We start from the raw sequence: 25,616 nt of genomic DNA, 5'->3' as shown, positions 1-25,616 counted from the left end.
TTCGCAAAGAGGCCAGGCGTCTGTTGATCGCCTGGAGAGCTGGTATTCGAATGCGATTCAAATCCACACCCCGATCCACGCCAGCTGGCTTAATCAGGTTGAAATTTATTTCTCTGTGCTCCAGCGCAAGGTGCGTACGCCCAACTACTTTGAAAGCCTCGAAGAACTCGAAACCAAAATTCTGGCCTTCCAGGCCATATACGAAGAAACCGCACAGGGCAAGACCTTTCGAGTGGAAATTCACGCGAGAGGACTTGCGGAAAATGCTATCCAAATTTGATGAGTGCCAAAAATTGGCGGCTTAACAATACGTCACCGAATTTTCGCCCCAGAGCACTAAAGCCGCGGCGCACCACAAGCCGGAGGCCGAGACGATATACGGAGGCCGGGAAGAGGGCGAACACGAAGGCGCCATCAAGAGGCTGCGTAAAAGCAGTTTTATGTCTTCTCCGGCTTTTTGCGGACAATGTCACGGGTTAGGACCCAATTTCGAGTTCACCCCTCCCATTCAGTGCGCCACACTCTACGGGAGCTACCTGCACGGATATGTAGCCGACGGCGGGTCGCGTACCTGTCTGGACTGCCACATGGAAAAGAACGACCATACCTTTCCTCCCGATTTTAGCGACCGAGAAGGCGCGGCGCTGCTTTACCGGACCGCTTTGCCCGTGGAAGTCGAGGTGTTGTCTTATACCTTCCAACCCGGGCACAAGGAGTACGCGCCTATGGTGGTGCTTGGCGTGTCTATCCGGAACACCGCGGGGCACCGTCTTCCGGACGGCTGACCGTCCCGGGCGCAAGCGATCCTGGAAGTGATCGCCAAAACGGGCAAGGGGGAACAGGTTTACCAGGTAAAGCGGATCTACATGCCTCAATGCACGGATTCCCTGGGTTCCGTTATGGTGCTCGGGCCGGACAAGAAGTTGGGAATCATCCGGGATACCACCTTTCAGCCTTTCCAATTGAAACGGGAGAGCTTCGAAATTCGACTCGATGAGCCAACGGAGACTATCGATATAGAAATCAAACTCGTCTATCAATTGAGACCCGGTGACGAGCTTCCGATTCATTTCTGGAAACGGCGGATTTCCGTTGAACAGCTGTTTCCATCTCACTGATTCTACAAACAATCGACGATTATGGCCAAAATCGCCGCCGTGAAACGGATCGGCGGTTGCGATTGCTCGTTCAAAATCATAGAAGAGGGTGATGCTTATCCGAGGTCTGCGGGATGGCGGACGATGTGAGAATATGGTAGAAAGGCCTTTCGAAACCAACTGAAAGCAATCGAGAACCACATTTTGATTTAGGGAGCCGAATATTCTATGGAAATAAAAGTATTGGGAACAGGCTGCGTGCGGTGTAATACGACGGAACAAATAGTCAGGGAAGCGGTTGCAAGGACAGGCATCGAGGCGAAGGTTGTTAAAGTATCCGATAGAATGGAAATCGCCAAGACCGGAGTGAGGCTAACCCCGGCTGTTATGATTGGACAAGAGATCAAATTCATGGGGCAAGTGCCTGAAATTGACGACGTTATTAATTGTCTGAAACAGCTGGTAAAAGGTTGATCGGAAAATCCTCGCGATCAGGGATTCATCTGGCTTGACCAAGACTTGATTTGAGAGTGTCCCTTTGCAGTGGGTTGTGTGTTGGATCGCCGGTGCTGTTTCCTCCGCCTGCGACAAGGGATAAGGCCGCTTCTTGGCGTGCGGGCCATCGTCGCCGGCGGTCCCTCAGTCTCCAAGGTCACGCCCTCAAGAAACGTGTGAAAGGGCGCCCGTCCTTTACATTTCTTGACCTGATGGATTCGTCACTCATTACAGTTGATGAGCCGTTCACCCGCGCTTCCTTGCAGCTCTCGCGGACACGGATAGAGCCTTATGTGAGACGCTGCTTCATCGAATTCATTTCCGCAGACTTGTTCAGTCTACGCGCGTCGACCCTCGTACCTTGAAACCATATCTTTAACTTATTGCCGCTTGGCCCATTAATCGTCTATATTATTAATAGTTCGGGATCTCTCTTAACGGCTTGAATTCGAGTATGGGGGAATGATGAGCGTCTTCGCAAGAAAGATGCTGTGCTCCCTTATGGTGGCGCTCCTCTCGGTTGCGTTTGGATGCGAAAGCGGGGAGGAATCCGTGACCGTGGATTTTGGTAGGACCTTATCCCACATAGGTTCTACAACCGAATCGGATGCAGATCGAAAAGCCATCCGCGTGGCGGTCGGGGCTATGGTCTCGCCGCTAAGAACCATCGAATATTACCAGAGGCTGCTTGAATATCTTGGGACCAAGCTGGGAAAAAGGCTCGAAATGGTCCAGAAGAAGACGTATGCGGAAATCAACGAAATGCTGATTGGGGGTGAAGTTGAAGTAGCTTTCATTTGTTCGGGACCTTACGCCATTCATGGAATGAAGGCGGGGTTTAAACTCCTGGCCGCCCCTCAAGTCAAGGGGCGCTCGCAATATCAAGCCTATCTGATCGTACACAAGGACGCCCCGTACACGAGAATAGAGGACCTGGAGGGCAAGACCTTTGCCTTCACGGATCCGGATTCGAACACGGGAAGAATGGTCCCCACCTTTTGGCTCGCGGAACTCAACAAAAGGCCTAAGGATTTCTTCGGCAAGGTGGTGTACACGCACGCCCACGACAACTCGATCATGGCGGTTGCGAAAGGCTTAGTGGACGGCGCGTCGGTTGACGGTCTGATCTGGGACTATCACCATACCGAAGATCCCGCCTTTACTTCCCGCACCAAGGTCATAAAGAGGTCGAGGCCGTTCGGTATTCCGCCGGTGGTAGGATCGGCGAAGCTCTCGGTAGAGGACGCGGAGGCGATAAGAAAGTTTCTGATCTCGATGCACGAAGACCCGGAAGGCGAGAAAATCCTCGCGCGACTGCATATCGATCGTTTCGTTCCCGCCAAGGAAGAGTGGTACCAATCCGTTCGGGACATTTACGCATCCGGGCAGGCGGACTAGAGTTGACGGTATGATCCCCAAAACGCTCAAGATGAGAATAGTCCTGTTCGTGGCGGTTTCGGTGGTCTTGAGTAATGCGGCCGTGGCCTTTCTGGCGGCCCATGACTACTGGAGGAGTCTTGACGAGGCGATGCGGGTTCAAGCCTCCTCTCTCTCTCAGGGCCTTGCGCTTCAGGCGGCTGATTTGATCCTCATAAACGACATCGTATCCATCCAGAGGTTATTAGATTACACCAAAGCCGGCAACTCGGAGATCGGATATATTTTTCTCCAAAGAGGCGATAACGTTTTGGGGCATACCTTCGATTCCGGTGTTCCGGCGGGTCTTGTCGGTGGGGTTTTTGCAAATCCCATAACCGAGACCCGCTTTCGAAACGTAACGTCATTAACCGGTGGTGAATTCTTGGACGTGGCCCAACCGATGCCGGCCGGCATTCTTCGTCTTGGGCTGAACAAGGCGCCTTATCGGGAAAAGCTACATGAACTCCTCTATGAGATTTCATCCATTACGCTATTGCTTTTGTTTGCCGCCGTGGCTGTGTGCTTGATCTTGGCCGGAAAGATCGCCAACCCCCTGGAGCAGTTGGTTGAAGCCACCGAAAGAATAACTCTGGGTGACTGGTCCGGGAGGGTGGAGGTGAAAGGAAGGGTGGGAGAGGTGATTCGTTTGGCAGACTCTTTCAATGCCATGGCCGATCAGATACGGTTTAGAACAACAAGGCTTGAAGAACAGAAGGAGAACCTGGAACACGCCCAGCAGCAAACCCGGCTATCCTGCAGCATCATTCAGGAGATCGGAGCCTTGAGCACCATTCGGGAGATCGGAACATATCTGGTCCTTCGCCTGAACCAGATCTTGCGATGCCAACGCTTGATGATGGTGTTGGGTCGTGGAAGCGGCGATCTTCTCTATCTGGTTTCCGATAGCGGTTTCGGACCTTGGGCGCCCGAACGGCCGATCGATACTCTGTATGCCTACTTTCGACAGAACCCGGAGACCGTATTCGTGGCCGCGTCGGATCCATTACCATTTCCCGTCCCTGAGGGGGTCGATCGTTTCGGGCGTTTGGCCGTTTTGCCTATTGTCAGTGAAAAGGAACTCGTAGGCGCTCTCTTTGTCGTCTACAACGAGAAAGAAGCTTCTGAACCGTCCGAGATTTCCGTTGCCGAACTGGTTTTGGACCAGGCAAGCGGTTCCATAAGGCGCGCATTTCGGCAGGAGGAGGAACTCAACAGATCGGCGCTTGGAGCGGAGAAGGGCCTCGGAGATCTTCTCGGGAGGGCCCCGAACATGCGAAGCGTGTTCAAGCTCATTCAGGATGTCGCGCCAACGGATTCAACCGTGCTGATTTTGGGTGAGAGTGGGACGGGAAAAGAACTTGTGGCCAAAGCCATCCACCAAAACAGCCCGCGGAGGAACAATCCGTTCATCGTGATTGATTGTTCATCCTATCCGACGACGCTCTTGGAAAGTGAGCTCTTTGGGCATGAGAGGGGAGCCTTTACCGGCGCTGTTCGGCAGAAGCCGGGTCGTTTCGAAATGGCTCAAGGGGGCGCCGTTTTTCTGGACGAAATCGGCGACCTCCAGCTATCCGCCCAGGTGAAGCTCTTACGCGTATTACAAACCCAGAAATTCGAGCGGCTGGGAGGTGAAAAAACGATCAGTCTGAACGTGAGGATACTGGCGGCGACCAACAAGAACCTGCTCAACCTGGTCAAGGACGGGAAGTTCCGGGAGGATCTTTTTTACCGTCTTAACGTGTTTCCCATCACGCTTCCTCCGCTCAGAGAAAGACTGAACGATGTCCCTCTCCTGGCGCGACACTTTTTGGCCGGTTTTAGTGCGGAACAGGGAAAGGAACTGAAGGACTTCAGCAAAGAGGCCATGCAGCTTCTGTTGGAATATCCATGGCCGGGAAACGTGAGGGAGTTGGAGAATACAATTGAAAGGGCCGTGATTCTCGCCAAAGGCCGCACCGTCGAGCCATTGGATCTGCCGAACAGCCTCCGGGAGGGCCGAGATGCCTCCTCCACCGCCACTTTGGATTACCGCGAAAGGACCGCCCTGGAGGAGGCTCTCGACGATTGCGGATGGAATAAGAAGGCGGCTGCAGACAAACTGGGGATCAGCCGCACCACCCTATACCGAAAGATAAGGAAGCACCATCTTGATGAACCAACCCGCCATTAATCTCCTATTTGTAACGTTACTTGGAATGGTGTACACAACCGTTACAGTCTGAACTACTTGTAATCACATAAGAAATATTCGCGTCCCCGGCAGCGTGTTTCGAAACGTTACACGGCGAAAGCCGACTCGGCGCCCGCATCGCCCCCGCCGCCAACCCGCCAGGCCGGATTGCTTTCCCAAAATATTAACGAGATCGATTGGTTAACGGAGGACGGTCGTTCGAAACCCGATCGGTTTCCGGGTGTGGGTCAACAACGGATGGGATGGCACGTCCTTTGCCCTCGGGTAACCATAAACGATACTGTCTGCGTAATAGCTGTCATCGTCAGTTTGGGAGCATGAGTGCAAAGCAAAATCAATCTCTTGGGTGAAAGTCTTTGCCTGGACGAGGCTCTCAGGCGTTGCTTGACGGAACGCGGGTATACGATTCGAGTGCTTCGGAGTTGGAGCGATTTGCCGGCCGAAGAGCCGGGAGTGGGAAACGAACCCGTTGTCCTGCTGTTCGATATCGATGTGGAAGAGAACATCGGCAACAAGCTCAATGAAATGAAGCGAAAGCATCCGGGCTGTTTCCTCCTTGCGGTTTCCACGGGGAATTACCATCCCGAGCTAGCTGAAGCCATAGGGAAGCATCTGTTCGCCTTGTTGGTCAGACCCATTGATTGGGATGAGCTTTTTTACCTTCTGAACGGCATTGAACGATAAGATCAGAGTGGGGATGAAATAGATAGCCGGTTTGGGAAAGGCGAAACACCGGCATAGAACGAAACGTGTATGTTGAACGCCAACAATCGGCGGTGCAGGAAAAGAAACGCCCGCCGGTCGGGGCGGAACTTGGTAAATCGGCATGGCCTGCCGGCGGGAGGAGGTATGACGAAAGGAAAAAGCGCGATGGGAATTCGGAAGAGCGGCGGATTGAATCGCAGGGATTTTATCAAGGGAACGGCAGCGGCTGTTGTTTTGGGAGCCGCTTGGCAGCCTTCCCTTAGGGCCCTGGCCGTCACCGGCAAGACCGTATCCGCGGCCACCGGCGAATGGATCGCCGGCGCCTGTCAGGGATGCACGTCCTGGTGCTCGAAGCAGGTTTACGTGGTTAACGGCAGGGCCGTCAAAGTCCGGGGGAACCCGCACTCCAAAGTCAACGGGCCGGCAAGTTGTCCCAGGCCTCACCTGGCCCTTCAGCAGGTCTATGATCCCGACCGGATCAAGGTCCCCATGAAACGGTTGAACCCCAGAAAGGGCAGAAACGAGGATCCGGGATTCGTCCCGATCACTTGGGACGAGGCCTTGGACACGATCGCGGACAAGATCATGGACCTCCGCAAAAACAATGAAACTCACAAATACCTTCTCATGCGGGGACGATATACGTATATGCGAGATATCCTGTACGACCGAATGACGAAGATCATCGGTTCCCCAAACAGCATCGCTCACAGCGCCATTTGCGCCGAGGCGGAGAAGTTCGGTCCGTATTACACCGAGGGATACTGGGATTACCGGCAGTACGACGTCAAAAACACCCGATATTTGATTCTGTGGGGCGCAGACCCGGTTTCTTCGAATCGGCAGGTATCCTACTACTCCAGCGTGTGGGGAGATGTGATCGACAGGGCGACGATTACTGTGGTGGATCCGAGGCTTTCCGCCACGGCGGCCAAGGCCGACGAGTGGCTCCCGTTGAAGCCTGGAACGGACGGAGCATTGGCCGCCGCCATCGCGCATTACCTTCTGGTGAATGGGCTCTGGAACCGCGAGTTTGTGGGCGACTTCAAGGACGGAGTCAACCGATTCCAACCCGGCGCCACGGCGAACGAAGAGGAGTTCGAGGAGCGGTATACTCATGGGGTCGTAAGATGGTGGAATATCGAGCTCAAAGACAGAACTCCCGAATGGGCTGCGGCTGTGACGGGGCTTCCCTGGGATCAGATCAAGCGAGTCGCCAAAGAGTATGGGGAAACCGCCCCTCATTGTATTTCCTGGGTCGGGGGCGGTCCGGTCATGCAGGTGAGGGGCGGCTACACAAGCATGATCTGTCATGCGCTGAACGGCCTTACGGGCGCGGTGGACAACTTGGGCGGAACGCTTGAGTCCAATAAGACCTATACCAGGGACTTTCCGGAGCCGGACGATTTTTTGGACGACACCGCAAAGGCCGGGAAAAAGTACGAAAAAATCGATCGGCGAGGCCGACTCGAGTTCCCCTCCATCAACAAGAGTCCCGGAATGGCCGTGGTGACCAACAACGTTGCGGATTCCTTGCTGAACAAGGATCCTTACGAGATAAAGGTCGCCATCGCGTACATGAACAACTTCGCGTTTTCCTGCCCTCAACCGGAACGATGGGAAAAGGCTTTGACCCTGATTCCTTTTTTGGTCCACATCACCACCCATGCTTCGGAGTTTTCCTGGTTTGCGGACATCGTTCTTCCGGACACCCATCACTTGTTCGAGAAATGGGGCTACGTGAAATCCATCGGAAACGGATATCGCCATGTTCCCCTGATGCAGCCGGTGATCAAACCCATGTGGCAGGCGAAGATCGATGAGACCGAAGTTCCGTGGCTCCTTGCCGAAAAATTGGCCGAACGTGGTTTCGACAACCCGTTGAGGCATTTCAAGGAATACAAGGACCCGGAAACCGGCAAGGAGCCCACGAACGAAAAGGAATTCGCTCTGTACGCCGTCAAATACGCCACGCAAGAATTATGGGATCCCAGCCAGTACAAAGGAGGAGACAGGTTTGGGGGATGGGACGAATTTCGCAAAGTCGGTGTTTGGAATTCGGATCCGTACTCTTATCGGAAAAGCTGGGGAAAAATGAAGACCAAAACGGGGAAGTTCGAGTTCTACAGCGACACACTTAAGGCGGTGCTGGAAGAGCATGCCGCCAAACACAGCACGACCGTGGACCACGTCTTGGAAGTGTGCAACTATCAGGCCAGGGGAGAAAAGGCATTTGTGCCACACTTCGAAGAACCTTTCACCAAGGGCGACCCCGAACAATTTCCATTCATCCTGGTGGATCACAAGTCGCGGCTCAACAGGGAGGGACGCTCCGCGAACTGCCTGTGGTACCATGAGTTCAAGGATGTGGATCCCGGAGACCTGAGGTGGAACGACGTAGCCAAAATCAATCCCTTGGATGCGAACACAATGCATATCGGGGATGGCGATCGGATTCGTCTCGTCTCTCCGACAGGCTCTCTGGAATGCGCCGCGAAGTTGTGGGAAGGCGTACGGCCCGGCACCATCGCCAAATGCTATGGCCAGGGTCATTGGGCATTCGGACGGCTTGCCTCTGAGGTTTTCGGAGAAAAGCCACGCGGTGGAAACAACAACGACCTTATTCCTGCCGAGTATGAACGCCTGAGCGGCAGTTCCGTGCGACATGCATTCGCTCGCATCAGGGTCGAGAAACTATAGGAGGCTCAGTCATGCCCAGATACGCCATGGTGATTGACCTGCAGCGATGTGTCGGTTGTGGGGCCTGTTCCATCGCTTGCCGGAATGAAAACAACGTCCCGGAAGGAATCTACTGGTCGAACAAGATCACGGAGACCGTGGGAGTGTTTCCGAATGTCCGATACCACTATATTCCCACGCTCTGCAACCACTGTCAAAACGCACCGTGTGTTCGAGGCTGTCCCACGAAGGCCATGCACAAGCTGGCCAACGGCATTACCATGCACGATCCGCATAAATGCATCGGTTGTAAGTATTGCATGTTCAACTGCCCCTACGGAGTCATTTATTTCAACTGGGGTAAGCCTCACCAATTCTGGAGAAACAAAGATGAGCTGATCAAAGGCTGCACCGCTTCCCCTGTCGAGGAAACAAAGGCCGTCGATGGACGAGTGATACCGTACTACAACCCGGACCGGGCGGAAACCAGCGATGGGATAAGGCCCAAGGGCGTGGTCGAGAAATGCACCTTTTGCGATCACAGGGTGAAGAAAGGGGAATTACCGTACTGTGTGGAAGCGTGTCCTGCGAAGGCCAGGATATTTGGTGACATCAAAGACCCGAACAGCGCGGTGAGCAAGCTGCTCGGTAAGCACCGTCCGTTCCGGTTGCGGGAAGGCATCGGTACTGAACCTCACGTCTTTTACATCCGGAACTTCAACCCGGCCCAGTACGAGGCTACGAAAGGAGCTGCGTGATGCGGATCAAATACACCGTATGGCTGTCGGTGCTCGGCGCTGGACTGCTCGCCGGGTTATACACCATGGTCCGTCTTTTTCTTGAGGGACACATTCTTTTTAACGCCAATGACGTGGTCATCTGGACTCTCCCCATCGGGAGCTACGTGTTCTTTGCCTTGACCAGTTCCGGATTGGGGCTTCTGTCGTCTCTTGGCTTTCTTTTCGGGGTTCGGACTTACAAACGCGCCGGGAAAAGGCTGGTCCTTCTGGCCATCGCGGCTGTGCTTGCCGCTTTCGTATCCGTCGGCCTCGAGCTTGGGTCTTTGAACCACATCTACTATATCTTTTTGTCACCCAACTTCGGCTCCCCGATCCAGATTATGGGGTCCATTTACAGCATCGAGTTGGTGTGCCTGCTCGGCAAGTTTTGGCGTCTGCATGTCAACGACGCCCAAAGCGGAGTGAGCAAACTGTTTGGAATAGGTTCGTTTGTCTGCTCACTCTTCGCGCCTCTGGTGTTGGGTTCGGTGTTTGGCATCACCGAAGCCAGGCCCACTTTCTTCGGTTCGTTTCTCCCCGTGCTGTGCCTGGTCATCGCGGTGGTCAGCGGAGTGGCGGCATTTATGGTTTACACGGTCATCCACAGTCTGGTGGTAAAGGGCCCCTACCGCGAGGCAAACGATCTCCTTTTGGAAGACCTGGCAGTGAAGCATACGTTCACACTGTTTATCGCTCTCCTGTTTTATCTGCTCTGGGCGATCCTTCGATCTGCTACGAGCTTGCCGGATTTCGCCACGGACGTAAATTTCGCGCTGGCTCTGTTTCTATTCATTCCCTTTGCAATGGGGTTGGTTCCCGCAATCAGAGCTTCTCATTGGGGGAAGCTAGTGGCGGGAGGCCTCACATTGATCACGATCTTCAAACTCCACATGGAGGTGCTCTTGGGTGGTCAAGTGAGGCCGGTGGGCCCGAAAGCGGAAGGCCTCCCCGCGGTTCTTTCTTACAGCCCCAGCATATGGGAGTACCTCGTTTTGGTTTTTTCCTTGGCGGTGCTGCTGTCCCTGGCCACTTTTGCAGAGAAGTATCTCAGGCTCGACGCCGAAGCGGCATAATGGGAATGTTCCAAGATTCGAACTTGACGGCGGACGGCCCGGTTAGTGGGCGTGTCCGCCTGTTTGACGGGTGAAGCACTATGAATTCCATCTTCCCGAGCCTTGCAGGCTCAAAAGCTATTGCCTTTCGAATGGTAGCGGACTGCTACTATGCCCCCGATCCGGGCCTATTGGAGCGGGTGGACGGGCTTGAGGGGATCCTGGCGCCCCTGACGGAAGAAGGAGCCCGATGGGCCGGGGCGATGAGGGACACGCTGTCGGTTTCCCAGGATTGGACGCCCCTGCTGGTGGAATATTCCCGCCTTTTCGTGGGCCCTTTTCGGCTGCCGGCGCCGCCCTACGGCTCCGTATACCTCGAACAGGAAAACCGGGTCATGGGGCTTTCCACGAACGATGCAGCGGATTTTTACACTAGGGAGGGATTGGACCTTTCAAAAGGGTTCCTGGAGGCTCCCGACCACATCGCGGTGGAGCTCGAATTCGTCCAGTTCCTGGCCCAACGGGAGTCAGAGGCTTTAGGAATGTCGAATATGGAGCAAGCCTCGTATTATGCGGACAGGCAAAGAGTTTTCCTGGAACAGCATCTGGCAGCCTGGGTGTCCCCATTTACCCAAAGGATCATGGAAGAGACACGGTCGGACTTTTACCGCTGTCTGGCATGGGTGACCCGGTGCATGGTTCTCTCCACTTTGGAGACCCTCAAATCCCGATCCTGACCCAGTCTTCCGCCCGGAAGACGGTCCTGGGCTCTTGAACCTCTCGACCACCCGGAGAAGTCCGCGGGTTTGTAGCGCCTTCAACAACAAACTTAAAAGGACCCACTGACAGGTCTCTCGATCCCACGGCCGTTGAGGGCGTTACTGTTATCCCCGGAGCACCGGCGGCCGAACCGTTCCTCGATGTTGGTCCACTGCTCAGCCGTTCTCAGGCCCACTCGATCCGGATAGGAAGGGATAATCAAAAATTGTATTCCTCGCTGCGGAGCCTGAGTTCCGTCGGTCTCCCACGCCCGAATGTCGCTTATCGGACCGCTTATTTACACGTCCCCCCCCCGCTAAAATAACTGGCGGCACCCCAAAGCCGCCCGGCAACGCTCATCTCCGCCCTTCACCGAGAATTGCCGCAGGACCGGGTTGGCGCTGGTTTTTTCCCATTCTTTATGATTTAATATACCAATCTCATTCTGCAAGGGAGAACGCTTATGAAGTCGTCTGAATACGACGTTCTGGAATGTGTGTATTTCAAGAAACCGGGTCCTGGTAACACGCAAGCGACATTGGAAGCGGCTTCCAGGCGTGCGGAAGCGCTCGGGATCAAACGGGCCGTGGTGGCCACCTGCACCGGAGATACGGCTCTCAAGGCCCGGGAAGTTTTGCCCGAGGGCGTGGAGGTCATAGCGGTTACGCACGTGACCGGGTTCAAGGAACCCAACGCCCAGGAGCTTTCCGGAGAAGCGGCGCGTAGTTTGGGAGAGAAGGGCGTCAAGATCCTCACCGCCGGTCACGCATTCGGGGGAGTGGGGCGCGCGTTCCGAAACAAAACAGGCTCGTTTCAGGTGGATGAGGTGATGGCCTTTACCCTTCGAATTTTGGGCCAGGGCCTGAAAGTGGTGGCGGAAATCTCGATGATGGCCGCGGACGCCGGCCTGGTGCGAACGGACGAAGATGTGATTGCCGTGGCGGGCTCGGGCCGCGGCGCGGATACGGCCGTGGTGCTCCGTCCGGTGAACAGCGCCCAGTTTTTCGACATGAAAATTAGGGAAATTCTGTGCAAACCCTCGGGTCTCTGAGTCGAAAACACGTTTCTATGAACTTCTTTTTTGTTTAGGGCCATCTCCGGGAACGTTCCGGGGGCCGGCTCGCGGAGAGGCGGTTTTGGGCAGGCAAAAGAAGTCCGCCCAGTGGAGAAGCCTTTATGGGGGGTTTGCCTTCGCTGCGGTTCGCGACGATAGGTAAGGGTAAGGATGTTTTTTCCGGGTCAACAACTTGAATATGCACGAGCAGTAGGAATCCGAGCGATATTGCTCGTTCTCCTGCTGCTGATATTCCTATGCCCGGCGTGCGCGCCGAGAACGCGGAACGCGCCCGCCCTCGCCCTGGAATATCAGGGACGAGGGGGGGCCGTGGAGGACGTCAAGCGCAATCGGAATGTTCAGTGTGACCTGCCTCCCGAAAAAGTAAACCCGGGTCCTTACCCATATACGTTTCAGGTGACTCGCTCCGGGGAATATTACCTCCTCGTTTCACTGGTATTGTCCAGCTCGGAAACCTCGGGCGCCAATCGGCTTGAGATTGTTCTGGATGACAGTTCCATCAAGACGTATGCGGTGGGTGAGTCCACTGGAGAACCGGACCGGCTCGAGATCATGCCGGAAAACCCGGCCGTGATACAGGTGGGCCATTTGGACGAGGGTTCCCACACGCTCGAGTTTCGGGCGGACGCACCCGAGAAATGCTGCATCATACATTGGGGCGTAGCCAACGAAACCGCCATAAATGAATTCTGGCAGCGACGCAGCCGATGGTTGGAGCGCCCGTTGTAGGGCCTCATTTCCAAACATTCCCCAAAGAAAACAGAATAGATGCAGCAACAGCAGAGGAATCTGTGATGCCTACCATCCGCGCCAATGGGCTGAACATCGCCTACCACGAACAGGGCGACGGAGCGCCGCTCGTCCTTATCCGCGGTTATGCAAATTCAGGGGCCCTGTGGTACGACCAGGCGCCCGATTTGTCGGCCCATTTTCGGGTCATTGCCATGGATAACCGTGGCACCGGAGACAGCGACAAGCCGGAAGCGCCGTATACCATTGCCGACATGGCCGGAGACGTGATCGGAATCGTCGAGCGGCTGGATCTGGGCGCCGCTCACCTCCTGGGAATCTCCATGGGCGGCATGATTGCCATGCAGGCGGCTCTGGACGCGCCGCAGACCGTACGAAGCCTGGTCCTCGGATGCACGACCTGCGAAGGAACCAGAGGCTTCAATCCGGATCCGAAGGTCGCCGAGATGTTCAAAACGCTTCCCGAGCTTTCCGACGAGGATAATGTTCGGCGTTCCGTGCCGGTGCTGTTTTCCGATAAGACCATTCGTGAGAGGCCGGAGATTTGTGATCGCTACGTTCGGGAGAGCCTGAAATACCGTCCCCCCATGTCCACTTTTGTCAATCAGATGAAGGCGATCGCCCGGTTTGACCTATGCGACCGGCTGTCCGAAATCGTTCAGCCCACCTTCATTCTTCACGGGGAGGGGGATTTGCTCATCCGGCCGGACATGGCGAGACGTCTTCATGAAGCCATACCCGGTTCGAAGCTGGAACTCATGCGGGGCTTAGGGCATCTGTTTTTCATGGAAGAAGCGGCCTCGTTCAACCGCTCCGTCATCGAGTTCTTGAAGGGCTTATAATTTCTCGGGCTCAGGAATTTTTTCTTATTTCCGCTTCCGACACCAGCCGCGCAAGGAAGGCTTCCAGACTTCCGGCGTCCAGCCGTTTTCCGGACCGGTCCGTGAAGAGGTAGTCAAGGTCAGGGGTGGTTCGCGGGCAGACGGCCTTTTTCCAGCGAATGAACTCGACGAGCAGCTCCCGGAGATCCCGGGAGATGGTGACCATGCGTTTCGATGTTCCGCCGGGGTTCTCCACCCAGATTTTGGGTTGTTTGCGGGACAGGTCTACGTTTTCGACCCGGAGCCGAACCAGTTCGTCGAGTCGGAAAGTTTCGTTAAGGGCCAAAATCAGGATGATTTGAGGAAGGAGACCGCTTTCCGGGTGGAGTAGCGTGGAAGCCCGGGCCGCGTCCTTCAGGGCGTATATGTCCTCGCGCGATAACGTCTTTCGCAGGATTTCCCAGGGCGGTTCCACAGAAACTCACCGGACCACGGAACGGGGAGGGTAGTATTGAGCTTTCGCCGTGGTATTGGGAGCCAACAGCGAACCCTTTCCCAGTAACGTACCCGGATTGGTCACGCTGTTGCACCCGGTCTGGGCACGGTCTCCGAGGATAGCGCCCAGCTTTCGAAAAGGGATTTCCACGGTCTCCTTTGGAGCGATTCGTATCCGGATGGGCGAGTCAAGGAACTTGAGGTTGGCCAATTTCGTTCCTGCCCCCAGGTTGGTATCGATTCCCAGAATGCTGTCCCCTATATAAGCAAAATGGCCGGCTTTGGCATGGTCCAGCATGACGGAGTTCTTCATTTCTGTGGCGTGCCCCACCACGCAACACCGACCCACAAGGCATTTACCCCGAATGTAAGCGGCCTGGCGGACGATGCTTTGTTCCCCGATTCGAGTTGGGCCGGCGATAAAGGCGCCCGGCTCGACGACGGCCCCCGGACCCAATTCAATATCATCCGAAAGCAGGGCCACCCCTGGATAGATCGCTGCCGCGCCCGGCAGTTCTTCATCCCCCAAAGAGACCTTGAACGAATGGCGGGCCGGATCTCCGTGCGAAAAGGAGATCCCCTGCGAGTACACCCGACCTTGCCAAATCGCATAGGGACGCTGTACGAGGTCTCCTTCCAATCGGCGGATTTCGGCCACGTTAGGCTGCATCACTCTGCTCAGGTAGGTCGATAGAAGCGGAAGGGCCTCCCAGACGTATGCCAGGTCCTGAAACAGGTCTGCGATTTCCGGAGATTCGAGATTGAAGAACGAGGTTGGCGAGAGCATACGACCTCCCTGAAATATAGCTTTTCCGGATAAATAGACGAATCAGTTCTCCTGGGATTCTCTATTCCTTGAATATGGCCTCCACGAACTGCGGGGGATCGAAATCGCGCAGGTCATCGACAGCTTCACCTATGCCTATGAACCGTATTGGAATCCCCATTTCCCTCAAAATGGCCACCACGATGCCGCCCTTGGCGGTTCCGTCGAGCTTGGTCAGGACCAGACCCGTCACTCCCAGCGCCTCGTGGAACAGTTTCGCCTGGGAAAGGGCGTTCTGGCCCGTTGTGGAATCCAGCACCAGCAAAACCTCATGGGGCGCTCCCTCCATTCTGCCGGCGATCACCCGGTGCATCTTCTTGAGTTGCTCCATGAGGTTTTTTTGCGTGTGAAGGCGCCCGGCGGTGTCAATGATGAGCACGTCCACCTGTCGGGCGCGAGCCGCCTCGATGGCGTCATAAGCCACGGCGCTCGGGTCGGACCCGTGTTGATGCTTGATCAGGCTGGATTCCGAACGCGTTGCCCACACTTCCAATTGCTCGATGGCCGCCGCCCGGAAGGTATCCGCCGCAGCCAGCATCACGGTTCGGCCTTCGTTCCGGAAACGCCGTGCAAGCTTGCCTATGGTTGTAGTCTTCCCGGTGCCGTTGACGCCCACGACCATGATGACCGTCGGACGGCGAGAGAAATCCAGAGGAGACACCTCGAGATTGAGGAGATTCAAAATCTCCTCCTGGAGCACGGATCTCAGTTTTCGGGGGTCCACCAGTTCCTTGCGGTTGACTTTTTTCTGGATGGACTCCACGAGATCCATGGTGGTCCGAACGCCCAGGTCCGATGTCACGAGCAGTTCTTCAAGATCCTCGAGCAACTCATCATCTATGGTTTTCTTGCCGTGGACCAGCCGATCCACCCCGCCGATAAAAGAGGCTCGGGTCTTTGTCAGCCGGCTCCGAAGCTTGGCCAGAAACCCAGCCGGTTGATCGTCCGGGTCCTTTTTTTGCTTTGGGGTTTCGGGAATTGTCGCTTCCTGGAGACCGCTTGGCCCCCGGCTGGAATGCGTGTCCTCCGCTTCATCTAAATCCACTGCTTGTTCTACGGCAGGATCAACGGAAGCCTTCATGTCGAGTCCTGGGGCATCCGAAATCTGGGTTATATCTCCATCAAGCTCCGGCGTCGGCGCTTCATCCTGCGCCGGCACGTTGTCTTTATCTTTGTTCTTCCGGAACCAACTGCGTAAACGTCCTGTCATTCAACTGCTACCTCTTTTAGATTCACCGAGACAAGCGTACTTACACCCGGCCGCTCCATTGTGACTCCAAACAGCTTGTCAACCACTTCCATCGTTCTTCTGCTATGCGTAACCAGGATGACCTGTGAATCGCAGGCCATCTTTCTAAGAAGTTTGTTGAAGCGGTCGACGTTCGCCTCGTCGAGGGGGGCGTCGATTTCATCAAGAAGATAAAAGGGAGAGGGCTTGATCAGGTACAGGGAAAACAGCAGCGCCAGCGCCGTGAGAGCCTTTTCTCCTCCGGACATAAGACCCATGACGGTCAGGTTTTTGCCCGGAGGCTGGACATCGATTTCAATGCCCGATTCCAGAACCCTCGCCGGATCCGTCAGCCTGAGCGCCGCATGGCCGCCTCCGAACAGAACGGGAAACACCTCTTTCAGGTTTACATTGACCTTGTCCAGCGTTTCCAGGATATTATGGCGGCACACTTGGTTGATCTTCTTGATGCTGGTATGGAGATCTTCGATGGAAGCCACCAGGTCGTTTCTTTGTCCTGATAGGAACTCGAAGCGCTCGACCAGAGCGTCATATTCCGCCACGGCCGTGGGATTCACCTCTCCCATGCCGGACATCCGCTCCCGCAACTGTCGAACCTCAGCCAGGGCGGAATCTGAGTCCACCTCTTCTACACTAAAAGTAGTGGCCTGGTCCAGGCGAATTCCATATCGGGTTTCAATGTCTCGAATCAGGTGTTCGATGTTCACACGGTTTTCGGCAATCTCAACTTGCAGGGCGGACAACGCCTCCTTGACTTTCGAAGTTCCCTGTTCAAAGGCGTCCGTATCCTCTTGCAGTTTCCTCAGCGTGTCTTCCGTTTCTTCCTGTCTTGAGTGAAGTTCGAGCAGCTTGTTCTTTGCAGCTTCCAGGATCTCGTATAAACCGGTGATTTCCTCGGTCGATCGCTGGTCCAGATCGAAGAGGTTTTCCTGTTCTTTTCGACACTCCTCGACTCGAGCCTGAAGGTTTTGGATCCGAGTGTCCGAATCTTCGAGAAACTGCTTCGTTCGCTCCACTTCCTTTTCCAGGTGCCGCCTTTTCTCGGTCAAAGACTGGGCCTCGAGACGTTTTTGATACAGCTCGTCCTTGAGCCCGTCGATGTTTCTTTTCAAGGAGCCGTACGTCTGTTTCAGTTCGGCCAGGAGTTCATCCTGCCTCGACTTATCGACGGAGGCTTGTTCCAACTCTTCGACGGTATGTTCAGCCTTCTCGTCCAACTGCAGAATTTCCTCGTCCAATCGACCCGCTTCCTCCCGGGTCACGGAGATGCGTTGCCTGAGAACTCGGTGTTTCTCCTGGCGCCGGAAGCTTTCTTGTTCCAAACTCTTCAGCCTGTCCTGTAAGCGTGATGATTGCTCCTGGAGACCCTCCAATTGTTCCATGTGGAAATCGAGTTGATTCCGCACATCTTCGGCTGCGCGTTTGAGCTCCGCGGATGCTTGTTTCAGTTCGCCTTCCCGATGATCGAGATCTTCGATCTCCCGTTTCTTGGCAAGAATGCCCGAGTGACCGTTCTTGCCTTTTCCGGCGGATAACACTCCGTCATGACTCACCATTTCTCCGGTCAACGTGACCACCGGGAGACCGGAGTGTTCATGAAGGGAAACGGCCTGCTTCAAGTCCGGTACTAGGCACACATTATCGAGTAGTCGCTTCGCCAGACCGTTAAGGGATATTTCAGACACCCGCACGTGCTGATGAAGCAGCGGGGGGGAAGTGATGTCCGGGGGCGGGTCGGTGGAACCGCACGACGCCTTTCTATGCGTCCGGAGAGGGACGAGAGCGACCCGGCCCTGGAATTTGTCTTTCATGTTCAATATGTTGTCCACCGCCTGATCGCTGTTTTCAACGAGAACCGCCTGCAACTTGGGACCCAAAGCGGCTTCAAGAGCCGTTTCGTACTCGCGGGAGGTATGAATGACATCCGCCACCAGTCCGACGACTCCCCGTATCCTTTCGGGGTGTTCGTGCGCCTCCTTCATCAGGCTCTTCACACCTGCGTCGAAGTACTCGAGCCTGTCCCAAAGCTCTTTCAAGGTGTGCAAACGGTTCCGCACCGCGTCCAGCTCGCGCTCCCTCTCGCGGGAACGCGCATCCGCTTCCGCCATCTGATGTTTCAACGAGGTTAATAGGGCCTTTTCTTCTTCCAGGTTCGCTTCGAGATCGGAACGCTCCTCTTCCAGATTGCTGACTTCATCGAGGGTTCGGGACAGAGCGCTTTCAACCGTTTCACTTTCCAGTGTCAAGTCTTCCGTTTCTCTGTCCAAGGCTTCTTTGCGACGTTCCAGTTCGCCTCGAAGGTCTTCCAAACGCTGTTTCCGGTTTCGGAGATCCGATTCTTTGCCGGTCAGAGCAAGCAACGCGCGCTTTTCACGATCGAGTCGCTCTTCGACCCGAGCCACTTCGCCGGCGCGTTTTCCGAGATTCGCTTCCACGGTTCCCAGCAATGCCGTCTGACTCTGCTGTTCAGACACGATTTTCTCGAGGGATCGCTGAAGTTGAAGGCTTTCGTCCTCCATTTTGAATCGCCTTGACTGGTGTATGGCAATATCGTTACGCGCGTCGTCTTCGCGACGTTTCAGGTCCTCAATCCGCTGTCTTCGGCGTTCGATTTCGTTTTCAGCTTCCTGGATGCGATGCTTTAGTTCATATAGCTGCTTGTCCTGGTCCCGAATGGCGTCTTCCTGCTCTTGAAACAGCAATTTAACGGCTTCGAGCTGCGCCTTGGTTGCGACCCATTGAGTCTGATAGCGCTCGCGTTCCTTTTCGAGCCGATCCGAGCGACCCCGAAGTTCCGTTCCCGTGCTGCGCAGTATCGCGAAGTCGTTGAAGGCCAGGGACAGCTCGAGTCCGCGGATGCGCTGCTTTATAATCTCGTATCGGCGGGCTTTGGCCGCCTGCCGTTTGAGTGAATCAAGTTGGCGCGACACTTCGGTCAGAATGTCGTTCAGGCGAACCAGGTTCTGCTGCGCCTGCTCCATCTTTTGAAGCGCTTCCCGTTTTCGATTCTTGTATTTGCTGACTCCCGCCGCCTCTTCCACAAGGGTGCGACGCTCCTCGGGCTTCATGTCGATGATGGAGCTCACTTTGCCCTGTTCGATAACGGAATAATTCCGGTTTCCAAGGCCTGTATCCCAGAAAACCTCGTGGATGTCTTTTAAGCGGCAGGGCGATTTATTGATGAGATATTCGCTTTCCCCTGATCGGAAAAGCCGGCGTGTAACCATGATTTCGCTGAAACCACGGTAGGCGGGGGGCGAGTGTCCGTTGTCGTTCGAGAAGATCAGCGATACCTCGGCCATGCCAAAAGGCTTGTGTCCATCGGCTCCGCTGAAGATCACGTCCTCCATCTGCCGGCCTCGGAGGCGCCCGGCGCTCTGCTCGCCCAGGGCCCATCGGATGGCGTCAACAATGTTGCTCTTTCCGCACCCGTTGGGACCGACCACGGCGCTCATGCCCTCGGGAAGTTCGATGACGGTCTTATCCAGGAAGGATTTAAAACCTCGAATTTCCAATTGCTTTATTTTCAAGGCACGGTCCTTGCTCATCGGTCCAGGGTGAACAGAGCTTACACATACATCATTGGAGCGAGGCTATCAAATCGATGTGAGTTTGTAAAGCTAAAATTCAAGATACGGTGTACTCGCCGTGCATACTATACTATATATAGGGCACTCAGGAGGTTCATCGGTCATAGGTTCGCCAAAGCGCCGTCACCCGCGATTGGGTTCAGCTTCGGATCATAGGCGCTTACCGCCGCGGTTTACCCCGAAGAAGCCCGCCGGGCAAAGTTGAGAACGCCGTTGTAAACGGGAGGCCATTCGAGTTAATAAGTCCGGATGGGGACGAGTTCCGGTTTGCTTATCCGGGTGAGCGAAGTTTAGAGGGTCCGAGTTCAGACACGTTCCGGATCGAATATGCGGAGAACGATATGAATGTCACGTTTTATGGCGCGGTCAGAGAAGTCACCGGTTCGATGCATCTGTTGACTACGGACGAAGATCGAATCCTGCTGGACTGCGGGATGTTTCAGGGCCACAGAAAAGAGAGCGAAGAGAAAAACCGGATTCTGCCTTTCGATCCCGGAATTATTACAAACCTGATTCTCTCTCATGCCCACATAGACCATTCCGGACGCATTCCGGTGCTGACGGGGAGAGACTTTTTCGGCCGGGTCGTATGCACATCCGCTACGGCCGATGCGTGTGAATACCTTCTTCTGGACAGCGCCAAGATCCAGGAATCGGACGCCGACTACCTTAATTACAAGCGGGTTCGCTCGTTTCTCTACCAAATGAAGCAGTCTCTTCGGACCAAGACCGTATCCAAGCGGATGATGAACCAGATCAAAAGAATCCTTAAGAAAGACGGAAATGAGATCCACAGGGAGGCGATCCAGGAGCTGATCCAAAAGTACCACCTGGAAGCCGTCCATCCTTTATACACCTATGCGGAAGCGGAACAGTCCCTGGGTTTTTTTGACGGCGTTCCCTATGAACATCCAATAACCATAGGCAAAGATGTGAACTGCACGTTCTACGAAGCAGGACACATACTAGGATCCGCCATCAGTATCATCAAGGCAAAAGAAAATGGCCGAAGCCATACGATCGGCTACACGGGAGACCTGGGCCGTTTCGGAAAGCCCATACTCAGAGATCCCACCTTGCATTTTCCGGAGGAAGACCGGGAAGTCGATCTGATGATCATGGAGAGTACCTATGGGAACCGAAATCACGAGCCTATTGCCGATCTCAAACCGAGCTTGCGGAAGGTGATAGCGGATACTCACATACGTGGCGGGTCGTTGATCATACCCTCTTTTGCCTTCGGTCGAACGCAAGAGCTGATCTACATACTGCACGAGATCTATCACGAAGATAGAGGACTTCGAATTCCGATCTACCTCGATAGCCCCCTGGCAACGAAGTTGACCGAGGTTTTCGGCCGGCATCCGGAAGTGTATGACCGGCAGGCTCACTCCGACTTTCTTGAGAAAGGGGAAAATCCGTTCTTTTTCAAGGAATTTCAATTCGTGACGTCGGTGGACCAATCCATGGCCCTCATGCGGGAGAGAAGGCCGCATATCGTCATTGCGTCCTCGGGCATGTGCGAAGGAGGGCGCATCCTTCATCACCTCAGGTACAAGATCCACAACGAGCAAAACACCATCCTTATTGTAGGGTATATGGCACGGAACACCCTCGGTCGCCGTATTCTTGAGCTGGGCCTGGATTACGAGAGATCCGGCCGGAAAGGACAGCCGCCGATGGTGACTTTTCACAACAAGGCATATCCGTTGAAAGCCAGGGTCATCGAGCTGGGTGGATTCAGTGCGCACGGAGACAAGGATGAGCTGCTTTGCTTCCTGCAGAAGTCAAATCTGCGAATCAAACGGGTCGCCCTAGTACACGGGGAAGAGGAACAGTCTCTCGCATTTGCGGATATCTTGAAAGGCGCGGGATTTGCCGTAACGGTTCCACGCCTGGGACAAGTCATACGGCTGCACTAGAGTGAAAGCGCAGAAATGGAATCAGTTCAGGTTTGCTGGGGGAAGCGTTTTGGGGCTCGCCCCTGAGGTTTCTTTGGTTTTGCCGCACCGCCTTTGGCGCAGGGGCGAGCATGAGAGCATTCAGGATAGGCGGCGTCATCCGATTCGGCATCCCATCGACCCGCTTTGAAACTTCAAAGGATTCCGGCGTATAATTATATATTATTCAAGCAGGTCCTTGAGCAGCCGCCAGGCCGTTATCTTCTGTTGGCATATCTACGGTTCCGGCGGACACATGCTGTTCGGGTCCGGCGTCAGGCCGAGGGCTTTCATGGGTTATCCCGGAGAGCACCCGGTTCGGAACAGGAAGACCTCTGGCTCGGATCGCGGCCGGCGGTTGTCATGTCGAGATGGAGGGAACTCCGTTCGTATGTGCGGCGTTGGGTTCATCGGTTTGTTGCTGGGGTTGTTTTATGCCTTTCTTCTGCTTTTTGTCATCCTATGCCTGTTAGGCAAGTTTGTTGGGGAATTATGGAAGGCCATCCGTAATAAATGAATCCTTGATTGCAGGATCGAATAATGATCGTCCGTTGAAGAATTGAAATCATCGAGGAGCATGGAAGGACAAGGCGACCCGTGGAGGACTGACCGCGCCGTTCATCACACTATTCCAACTATGAGGAGAACTCATGCTGAAGGCAAAAGACATCATGTCACAGAACCCGGTTACCGTTTCCATGGAAACCGAGGTCGGCCAGGTGGCGAAGCTACTGTTCGACAAACACATTAACGGTGTGCCCGTGGTGGACGCTAAAGGAAAACTTAAAGGGATACTGTGTCAAAGCGATCTGATTGCTCAACAGAAAAAACTCTCGCTGCCTTCGGTGTTTACACTGTTGGACAGTTTCATTCCGCTGAAGTCCATGAAAGTGTTCGAAAAGGAAGTAAAGAAGATGGCGGCCGCCACCGCCGGCGACGCCATGACTCCGAATCCATACACGGTGGGGCTGGAGGCGACCATCGAGGACGTGGCGACGTTGATGGTGGAGAAGAACTTCCACACCATCCCCGTGGTGGAAAGCGGAAGGTTGGTGGGCATTATCGGCAAGGAAGATGTGTTGAGGACCCTCACGCGAGGAACGGACGAATAGTCCTTTTGTCGCCGGTTGGGACCTTTTTTTAGGGAGAATGGAAAGACGGCCGGAAGGGCCCTGTCCGGCTATTAAACAAAGAGGAATCCGGAGGATGTCATGGAGCGTGCTGCGCCGATCAGGAAAATGAGTGCGGAGCAGGTGTTCGTACTTCTCGAGAGGGGAGGAGACGTGACACCCATCGATACGCTTCCGAGCGAATGGTACGAAAAGCGACGCTTACCTGGAGCCAAGAACGCTTGTGTATATGAGGTCACCTTTCCGGACCAGATCGAGGCCATTGCGCCCGACAGGGATCACAACATCGTCGTATACGGATCGAGTTTCCATTCTTACGACGCAGCGGTTGCCGCCGAGAAACTCTCGAGGCTGGGCTACCGTAGGATCTATTTACTCGAAGGAGGCGTGGAGGCCTGGCGGGCTGCGGGATACCCGCTGGAAGGGACGGAACCCGAAAAGATCGACGAGCCGGACATGACCATTCCCTTGGAAGACCGCGATTACTCGGTAGACGTATCCAAAAGCTCGATCGAGTGGACCGGCCGCAACGCCACAACAAGCATTTGGGTACGATCCGGTTGTCCAAGGGGGAATTCCGCGTACGAGACAGCGTGATCGAGGGAGACTTCGAGATCGACATGCGTTCCATCAAAAACGTGGACCTGGAGGGCGATGACCTACAGCCGGTGCTCATCGAACATCTCAAGTCCGACGATTTCTTTTTTGTGAAACTGTTTCCAAAAGCCGTGGTTGTCATCGAGTCCGGCAAGCTGATCGGAGACGCGCCCATGGGCGCGGCAAACTACGACATCCAGGGCAGTTTGAGCCTCCGGGGGGTGAGCGCGGACATACGCTTTCCGGCTACTATCGGACGTACGTCGGACGGCGCCATCTCCGTGGAAGCCCATTTTGATCTGGATCGGACGCGCTGGAATGTGATTTACGGCTCCGGTCGCTTTTTCGAGCATCTGGGCATGCATCTGGTCTACGACGCCGTCAGTATCGAACTTCGCGTTCTCTCGCACTAGCAGTCACAAGGATTTCGAGCGCGTGAATCCGTGGGCCCACCGGCGGAGCGGGGCCGCCGGCGTTTAAAAGAGGGGTAGGGGGAACTTTTAACTAGTTTCCCCCGTGAACAAGGATGCTATCTATGCCGTCAGCTTGCGGATCATCCAGGCCGCGTTTTCCGCCGTACGTTTTACCGTGTCCAGGCCTTCCTTATCGTTTTGGATATCTCCGGGCTTGAGGCCGATGCAAAAGTTCCAATACATCGATCCCGGTATCATCACATCGTTGATGAGATAGAAATTGTTAATGGACGTAATGGCTTCCACGGCCCCGGCCCTGCGCGCGACCGCCAGGGCAACGCCTACCTTTCTGCTCAGAAGACCGCCGTTCATTCTGGAAACGAGGCCGCATCGATCGATCAACGCTTTGACCTCGGCCGATACGTTACCGAAGTAGGTGGGAGTTCCGATCACAATGCCGTGGGCCTCGACCATTTTTCCGAGATACTCGTTCAGGGGGTCGTCCTTGATACCTCCGCAACGCCGATCTTTGTTTTCCATGCACTTGTAACAGGCAATGCAGCCGTGAAGTCCGGTTCCTCCGATTCGGATGATTTCGGTTTCAATACCCTGCTCGTTCAGAACGGTTTCCGTCAGTTTCAGGGCCTGAGTGGTGTTACCGTTCTTGCGGGGGCTGCCGTTGAACATCACTACCTTCATAATCGACTCCTCCTGGCTTGAAGTGAATCAAGGCGATCATACGAATGGTTTATCCGCTCGGCGGAGTTTCCCGGAAGGGTGCAGGAGGCCCGGCTATCAAGGGTATTCCGGTTCGGGGCCGGAACCGGAGCGGAGGTCTCGATAGGCAGGAAGCAGACCCATGCCGTGGCTGGTGAAAACGGCGTCGAGCACGGCCCGGGATAACGCTTTTTCCGCCGCCACACCTACTGCGTTTATATCCGCTTCGACGTCTCCCACCGAAAGACCGAATACGATATCCCCATCGAACAGGGTGTGCGCAGGCGAAAGAACCCGGACCAGTCCGTTCTGCGCCATTCGCGCCACGCTGCTGGCTGTGGCCTTGGTTAGGGCGGCGTTGGTGGCCACCACACCAACGGTCGTATTACTCACGATCGAGAAACTCTTCCGCTTGAGACCCGAAAGCAGACACTTGTCGGTATCGGCGAAGTCATGGCTGTCCGGAGCGGTTCGGGCGCCCGCAATGATGGCGCCGGACTTCGGATTGCGAATGTCCCCGAATGCGTTCACCACGGCGAGGGCCCCTACGATGATGTCCGGAGGCACAAAAATGCTCGAGGTGCCGATCCCGCCTTTCATAGCCTGAGCCAGTCCGAAAAACTTTCCGATCGTGGCTCCCGTGCCGGCGCCGACACTTCCGGTCGGCACGTCTATATGGGCATTCCGGCAGGCCCTGTAGCCCATCTCCACTCCGGGCCGAACATCATGCCGGCCAAATCCAAGGTCGAATACGATGGCGGTCGGCCCAATAGGAACCCGGGTTATGGTGACATCGAAGCCGACGCCCTGCTCCTCCAGAAATTTCAGTGCGCCCCC

Annotated in this window: 23 protein-coding genes and 1 pseudogene (1 of these 24 running past the window's edge); 18 read left to right on the top strand and 6 right to left on the bottom strand. The window is 55.1% G+C overall.

What is annotated here, in order from left to right:
- From HY788_01230 to HY788_01165, 14 genes are all read left to right on the top strand, one after another.
- Positions 1-280, top strand: a 280-nt coding sequence (locus HY788_01230) for a transposase (GenBank protein MBI4772799.1), incomplete at its 5' end; no start/stop codon positions are given.
- A gap of 160 nt (positions 281-440) precedes the next feature.
- Positions 441-785, top strand: coding sequence for a hypothetical protein (locus HY788_01225; protein ID MBI4772798.1), 345 nt, complete (start codon positions 441-443; stop codon positions 783-785).
- Between the two features lie 27 nt (positions 786-812).
- Positions 813-1,118: a hypothetical protein gene (locus HY788_01220; protein ID MBI4772797.1), complete on the top strand. Its 306-nt coding sequence runs from the start codon at positions 813-815 to the stop codon at positions 1,116-1,118.
- A gap of 207 nt (positions 1,119-1,325) precedes the next feature.
- Positions 1,326-1,571, top strand: coding sequence for a TM0996/MTH895 family glutaredoxin-like protein (locus tag HY788_01215; protein ID MBI4772796.1), 246 nt, complete (start codon positions 1,326-1,328; stop codon positions 1,569-1,571).
- Between the two features lie 483 nt (positions 1,572-2,054).
- On the top strand, positions 2,055-2,990 hold the full coding sequence (gene phnD, locus HY788_01210) for a phosphate/phosphite/phosphonate ABC transporter substrate-binding protein (GenBank protein ID MBI4772795.1): 936 nt from the start codon (positions 2,055-2,057) through the stop codon (positions 2,988-2,990).
- 10 nt (positions 2,991-3,000) lie between these two features.
- Positions 3,001-5,181, top strand: coding sequence for a sigma 54-interacting transcriptional regulator (locus tag HY788_01205; GenBank protein MBI4772794.1), 2,181 nt, complete (start codon positions 3,001-3,003; stop codon positions 5,179-5,181).
- Between the two features lie 342 nt (positions 5,182-5,523).
- Positions 5,524-5,886 (top strand): hypothetical protein, encoded by a 363-nt coding sequence (locus HY788_01200; GenBank protein ID MBI4772793.1) that lies wholly within the window; start codon positions 5,524-5,526, stop codon positions 5,884-5,886.
- A gap of 186 nt (positions 5,887-6,072) precedes the next feature.
- Positions 6,073-8,607: a molybdopterin-dependent oxidoreductase gene (locus HY788_01195; protein ID MBI4772792.1), complete on the top strand. Its 2,535-nt coding sequence runs from the start codon at positions 6,073-6,075 to the stop codon at positions 8,605-8,607.
- Between the two features lie 11 nt (positions 8,608-8,618).
- Entirely contained in the window at positions 8,619-9,344 is a 726-nt protein-coding gene (locus tag HY788_01190; protein MBI4772791.1) for a 4Fe-4S dicluster domain-containing protein, read from the top strand.
- Positions 9,344-10,438, top strand: coding sequence for a polysulfide reductase NrfD (gene nrfD, locus HY788_01185; GenBank protein ID MBI4772790.1), 1,095 nt, complete (start codon positions 9,344-9,346; stop codon positions 10,436-10,438). The genes HY788_01190 and nrfD overlap by 1 nt, the downstream gene beginning before the upstream one ends.
- Positions 10,439-10,518: 80 nt before the next feature.
- Complete coding sequence (locus HY788_01180; protein MBI4772789.1) at positions 10,519-11,154, top strand: molecular chaperone TorD family protein; 636 nt, start codon at positions 10,519-10,521, stop codon at positions 11,152-11,154.
- A 518-nt stretch (positions 11,155-11,672) separates the two neighbouring features.
- Positions 11,673-12,227: a hypothetical protein gene (locus HY788_01175; protein MBI4772788.1), complete on the top strand. Its 555-nt coding sequence runs from the start codon at positions 11,673-11,675 to the stop codon at positions 12,225-12,227.
- A gap of 333 nt (positions 12,228-12,560) precedes the next feature.
- Positions 12,561-12,980, top strand: coding sequence for a hypothetical protein (locus HY788_01170; GenBank protein MBI4772787.1), 420 nt, complete (start codon positions 12,561-12,563; stop codon positions 12,978-12,980).
- Positions 12,981-13,045: 65 nt separating this feature from the next.
- The gene (locus HY788_01165) at positions 13,046-13,843 is read left to right on the top strand and encodes an alpha/beta fold hydrolase (protein MBI4772786.1); all 798 of its coding nucleotides are present in this window, start codon (positions 13,046-13,048) and stop codon (positions 13,841-13,843) included.
- A 10-nt stretch (positions 13,844-13,853) separates the two neighbouring features.
- Here the strand turns inward: HY788_01165 and HY788_01160 are convergent, their stop codons facing one another.
- From HY788_01160 to smc, 4 genes are all read right to left on the bottom strand, one after another.
- The gene (locus HY788_01160; protein ID MBI4772785.1) at positions 13,854-14,297 is read right to left on the bottom strand and encodes a tyrosine-type recombinase/integrase; all 444 of its coding nucleotides are present in this window, start codon (positions 14,295-14,297) and stop codon (positions 13,854-13,856) included.
- 6 nt (positions 14,298-14,303) lie between these two features.
- Positions 14,304-15,104 carry a glucose-1-phosphate thymidylyltransferase gene (locus HY788_01155; protein MBI4772784.1) on the bottom strand — a complete coding sequence of 267 codons (801 nt, stop codon included), beginning with the start codon at positions 15,102-15,104 and terminating at the stop codon, positions 14,304-14,306.
- Positions 15,105-15,165: 61 nt separating this feature from the next.
- The gene (gene ftsY / locus HY788_01150) at positions 15,166-16,224 is read right to left on the bottom strand and encodes a signal recognition particle-docking protein FtsY (protein ID MBI4772783.1); all 1,059 of its coding nucleotides are present in this window, start codon (positions 16,222-16,224) and stop codon (positions 15,166-15,168) included.
- A 125-nt stretch (positions 16,225-16,349) separates the two neighbouring features.
- Positions 16,350-19,922 carry a chromosome segregation protein SMC gene (gene smc, locus HY788_01145; protein MBI4772782.1) on the bottom strand — a complete coding sequence of 1,191 codons (3,573 nt, stop codon included), beginning with the start codon at positions 19,920-19,922 and terminating at the stop codon, positions 16,350-16,352.
- A gap of 401 nt (positions 19,923-20,323) precedes the next feature.
- Between smc and HY788_01140 the strand changes: the two genes are divergently transcribed.
- The 4 genes from HY788_01140 (at position 20,324) to HY788_01125 (ending at position 24,062) form a co-directional block, all read left to right on the top strand.
- Positions 20,324-21,904, top strand: a complete 1,581-nt coding sequence (locus tag HY788_01140; protein MBI4772781.1) for an MBL fold metallo-hydrolase — start codon at positions 20,324-20,326, stop codon at positions 21,902-21,904.
- Positions 21,905-22,572: 668 nt separating this feature from the next.
- Positions 22,573-23,034, top strand: a complete 462-nt coding sequence (locus tag HY788_01135) for a CBS domain-containing protein (GenBank protein ID MBI4772780.1) — start codon at positions 22,573-22,575, stop codon at positions 23,032-23,034.
- A 99-nt stretch (positions 23,035-23,133) separates the two neighbouring features.
- Positions 23,134-23,649: a rhodanese-like domain-containing protein gene (locus HY788_01130; GenBank protein MBI4772779.1), complete on the top strand. Its 516-nt coding sequence runs from the start codon at positions 23,134-23,136 to the stop codon at positions 23,647-23,649.
- A complete protein-coding gene (locus HY788_01125; GenBank protein MBI4772778.1) occupies positions 23,613-24,062 on the top strand; it encodes a YceI family protein in 450 nt (149 codons plus the stop codon). Before HY788_01130 ends, HY788_01125 begins: the two co-directional genes overlap by 37 nt.
- A gap of 120 nt (positions 24,063-24,182) precedes the next feature.
- Here HY788_01125 and HY788_01120 read toward each other — a convergent pair whose 3' ends face one another.
- Positions 24,183-24,761, bottom strand: a complete 579-nt coding sequence (locus tag HY788_01120; protein MBI4772777.1) for a flavodoxin family protein — start codon at positions 24,759-24,761, stop codon at positions 24,183-24,185.
- A 96-nt stretch (positions 24,762-24,857) separates the two neighbouring features.
- Positions 24,858-25,616, bottom strand: a pseudogene (locus HY788_01115) (P1 family peptidase) (it continues 233 nt past the right edge of the window).

Source organism: Deltaproteobacteria bacterium (genome assembly GCA_016208165.1).
Lineage (GTDB): Bacteria > Desulfobacterota > Desulfarculia > JACQYL01 > JACQYL01 > JACQYL01.
This window is presented reverse-complemented; position numbering and strand designations above follow the sequence as displayed.

What these genes read in the sequence shown, in the direction of transcription:
- HY788_01190 (MBI4772791.1), top strand. Translation starts at nt 8,619, where the DNA reads ATGCCCAGATACGCCATGGTGATTGACCTGCAGCGATGTGTCGGTTGT.
- HY788_01165 (MBI4772786.1), top strand. Translation starts at nt 13,046, where the DNA reads ATGCCTACCATCCGCGCCAATGGGCTGAACATCGCCTACCACGAACAG.
- nrfD (MBI4772790.1), top strand. Translation starts at nt 9,344, where the DNA reads ATGCGGATCAAATACACCGTATGGCTGTCGGTGCTCGGCGCTGGACTG.
- HY788_01130 (MBI4772779.1), top strand. Translation starts at nt 23,134, where the DNA reads ATGGAGCGTGCTGCGCCGATCAGGAAAATGAGTGCGGAGCAGGTGTTC.
- phnD (MBI4772795.1), top strand. Translation starts at nt 2,055, where the DNA reads ATGATGAGCGTCTTCGCAAGAAAGATGCTGTGCTCCCTTATGGTGGCG.
- HY788_01225 (MBI4772798.1), top strand. Translation starts at nt 441, where the DNA reads ATGTCTTCTCCGGCTTTTTGCGGACAATGTCACGGGTTAGGACCCAAT.
- HY788_01155 (MBI4772784.1), bottom strand. Translation starts at nt 15,104, where the DNA reads ATGCTCTCGCCAACCTCGTTCTTCAATCTCGAATCTCCGGAAATCGCA.
- ftsY (MBI4772783.1), bottom strand. Translation starts at nt 16,224, where the DNA reads ATGAAGGCTTCCGTTGATCCTGCCGTAGAACAAGCAGTGGATTTAGAT.
- HY788_01215 (MBI4772796.1), top strand. Translation starts at nt 1,326, where the DNA reads ATGGAAATAAAAGTATTGGGAACAGGCTGCGTGCGGTGTAATACGACG.
- HY788_01205 (MBI4772794.1), top strand. Translation starts at nt 3,001, where the DNA reads ATGATCCCCAAAACGCTCAAGATGAGAATAGTCCTGTTCGTGGCGGTT.
- HY788_01140 (MBI4772781.1), top strand. Translation starts at nt 20,324, where the DNA reads ATGAATGTCACGTTTTATGGCGCGGTCAGAGAAGTCACCGGTTCGATG.
- HY788_01135 (MBI4772780.1), top strand. Translation starts at nt 22,573, where the DNA reads ATGCTGAAGGCAAAAGACATCATGTCACAGAACCCGGTTACCGTTTCC.
- HY788_01120 (MBI4772777.1), bottom strand. Translation starts at nt 24,761, where the DNA reads ATGAAGGTAGTGATGTTCAACGGCAGCCCCCGCAAGAACGGTAACACC.
- HY788_01195 (MBI4772792.1), top strand. Translation starts at nt 6,073, where the DNA reads ATGGGAATTCGGAAGAGCGGCGGATTGAATCGCAGGGATTTTATCAAG.
- HY788_01180 (MBI4772789.1), top strand. Translation starts at nt 10,519, where the DNA reads ATGAATTCCATCTTCCCGAGCCTTGCAGGCTCAAAAGCTATTGCCTTT.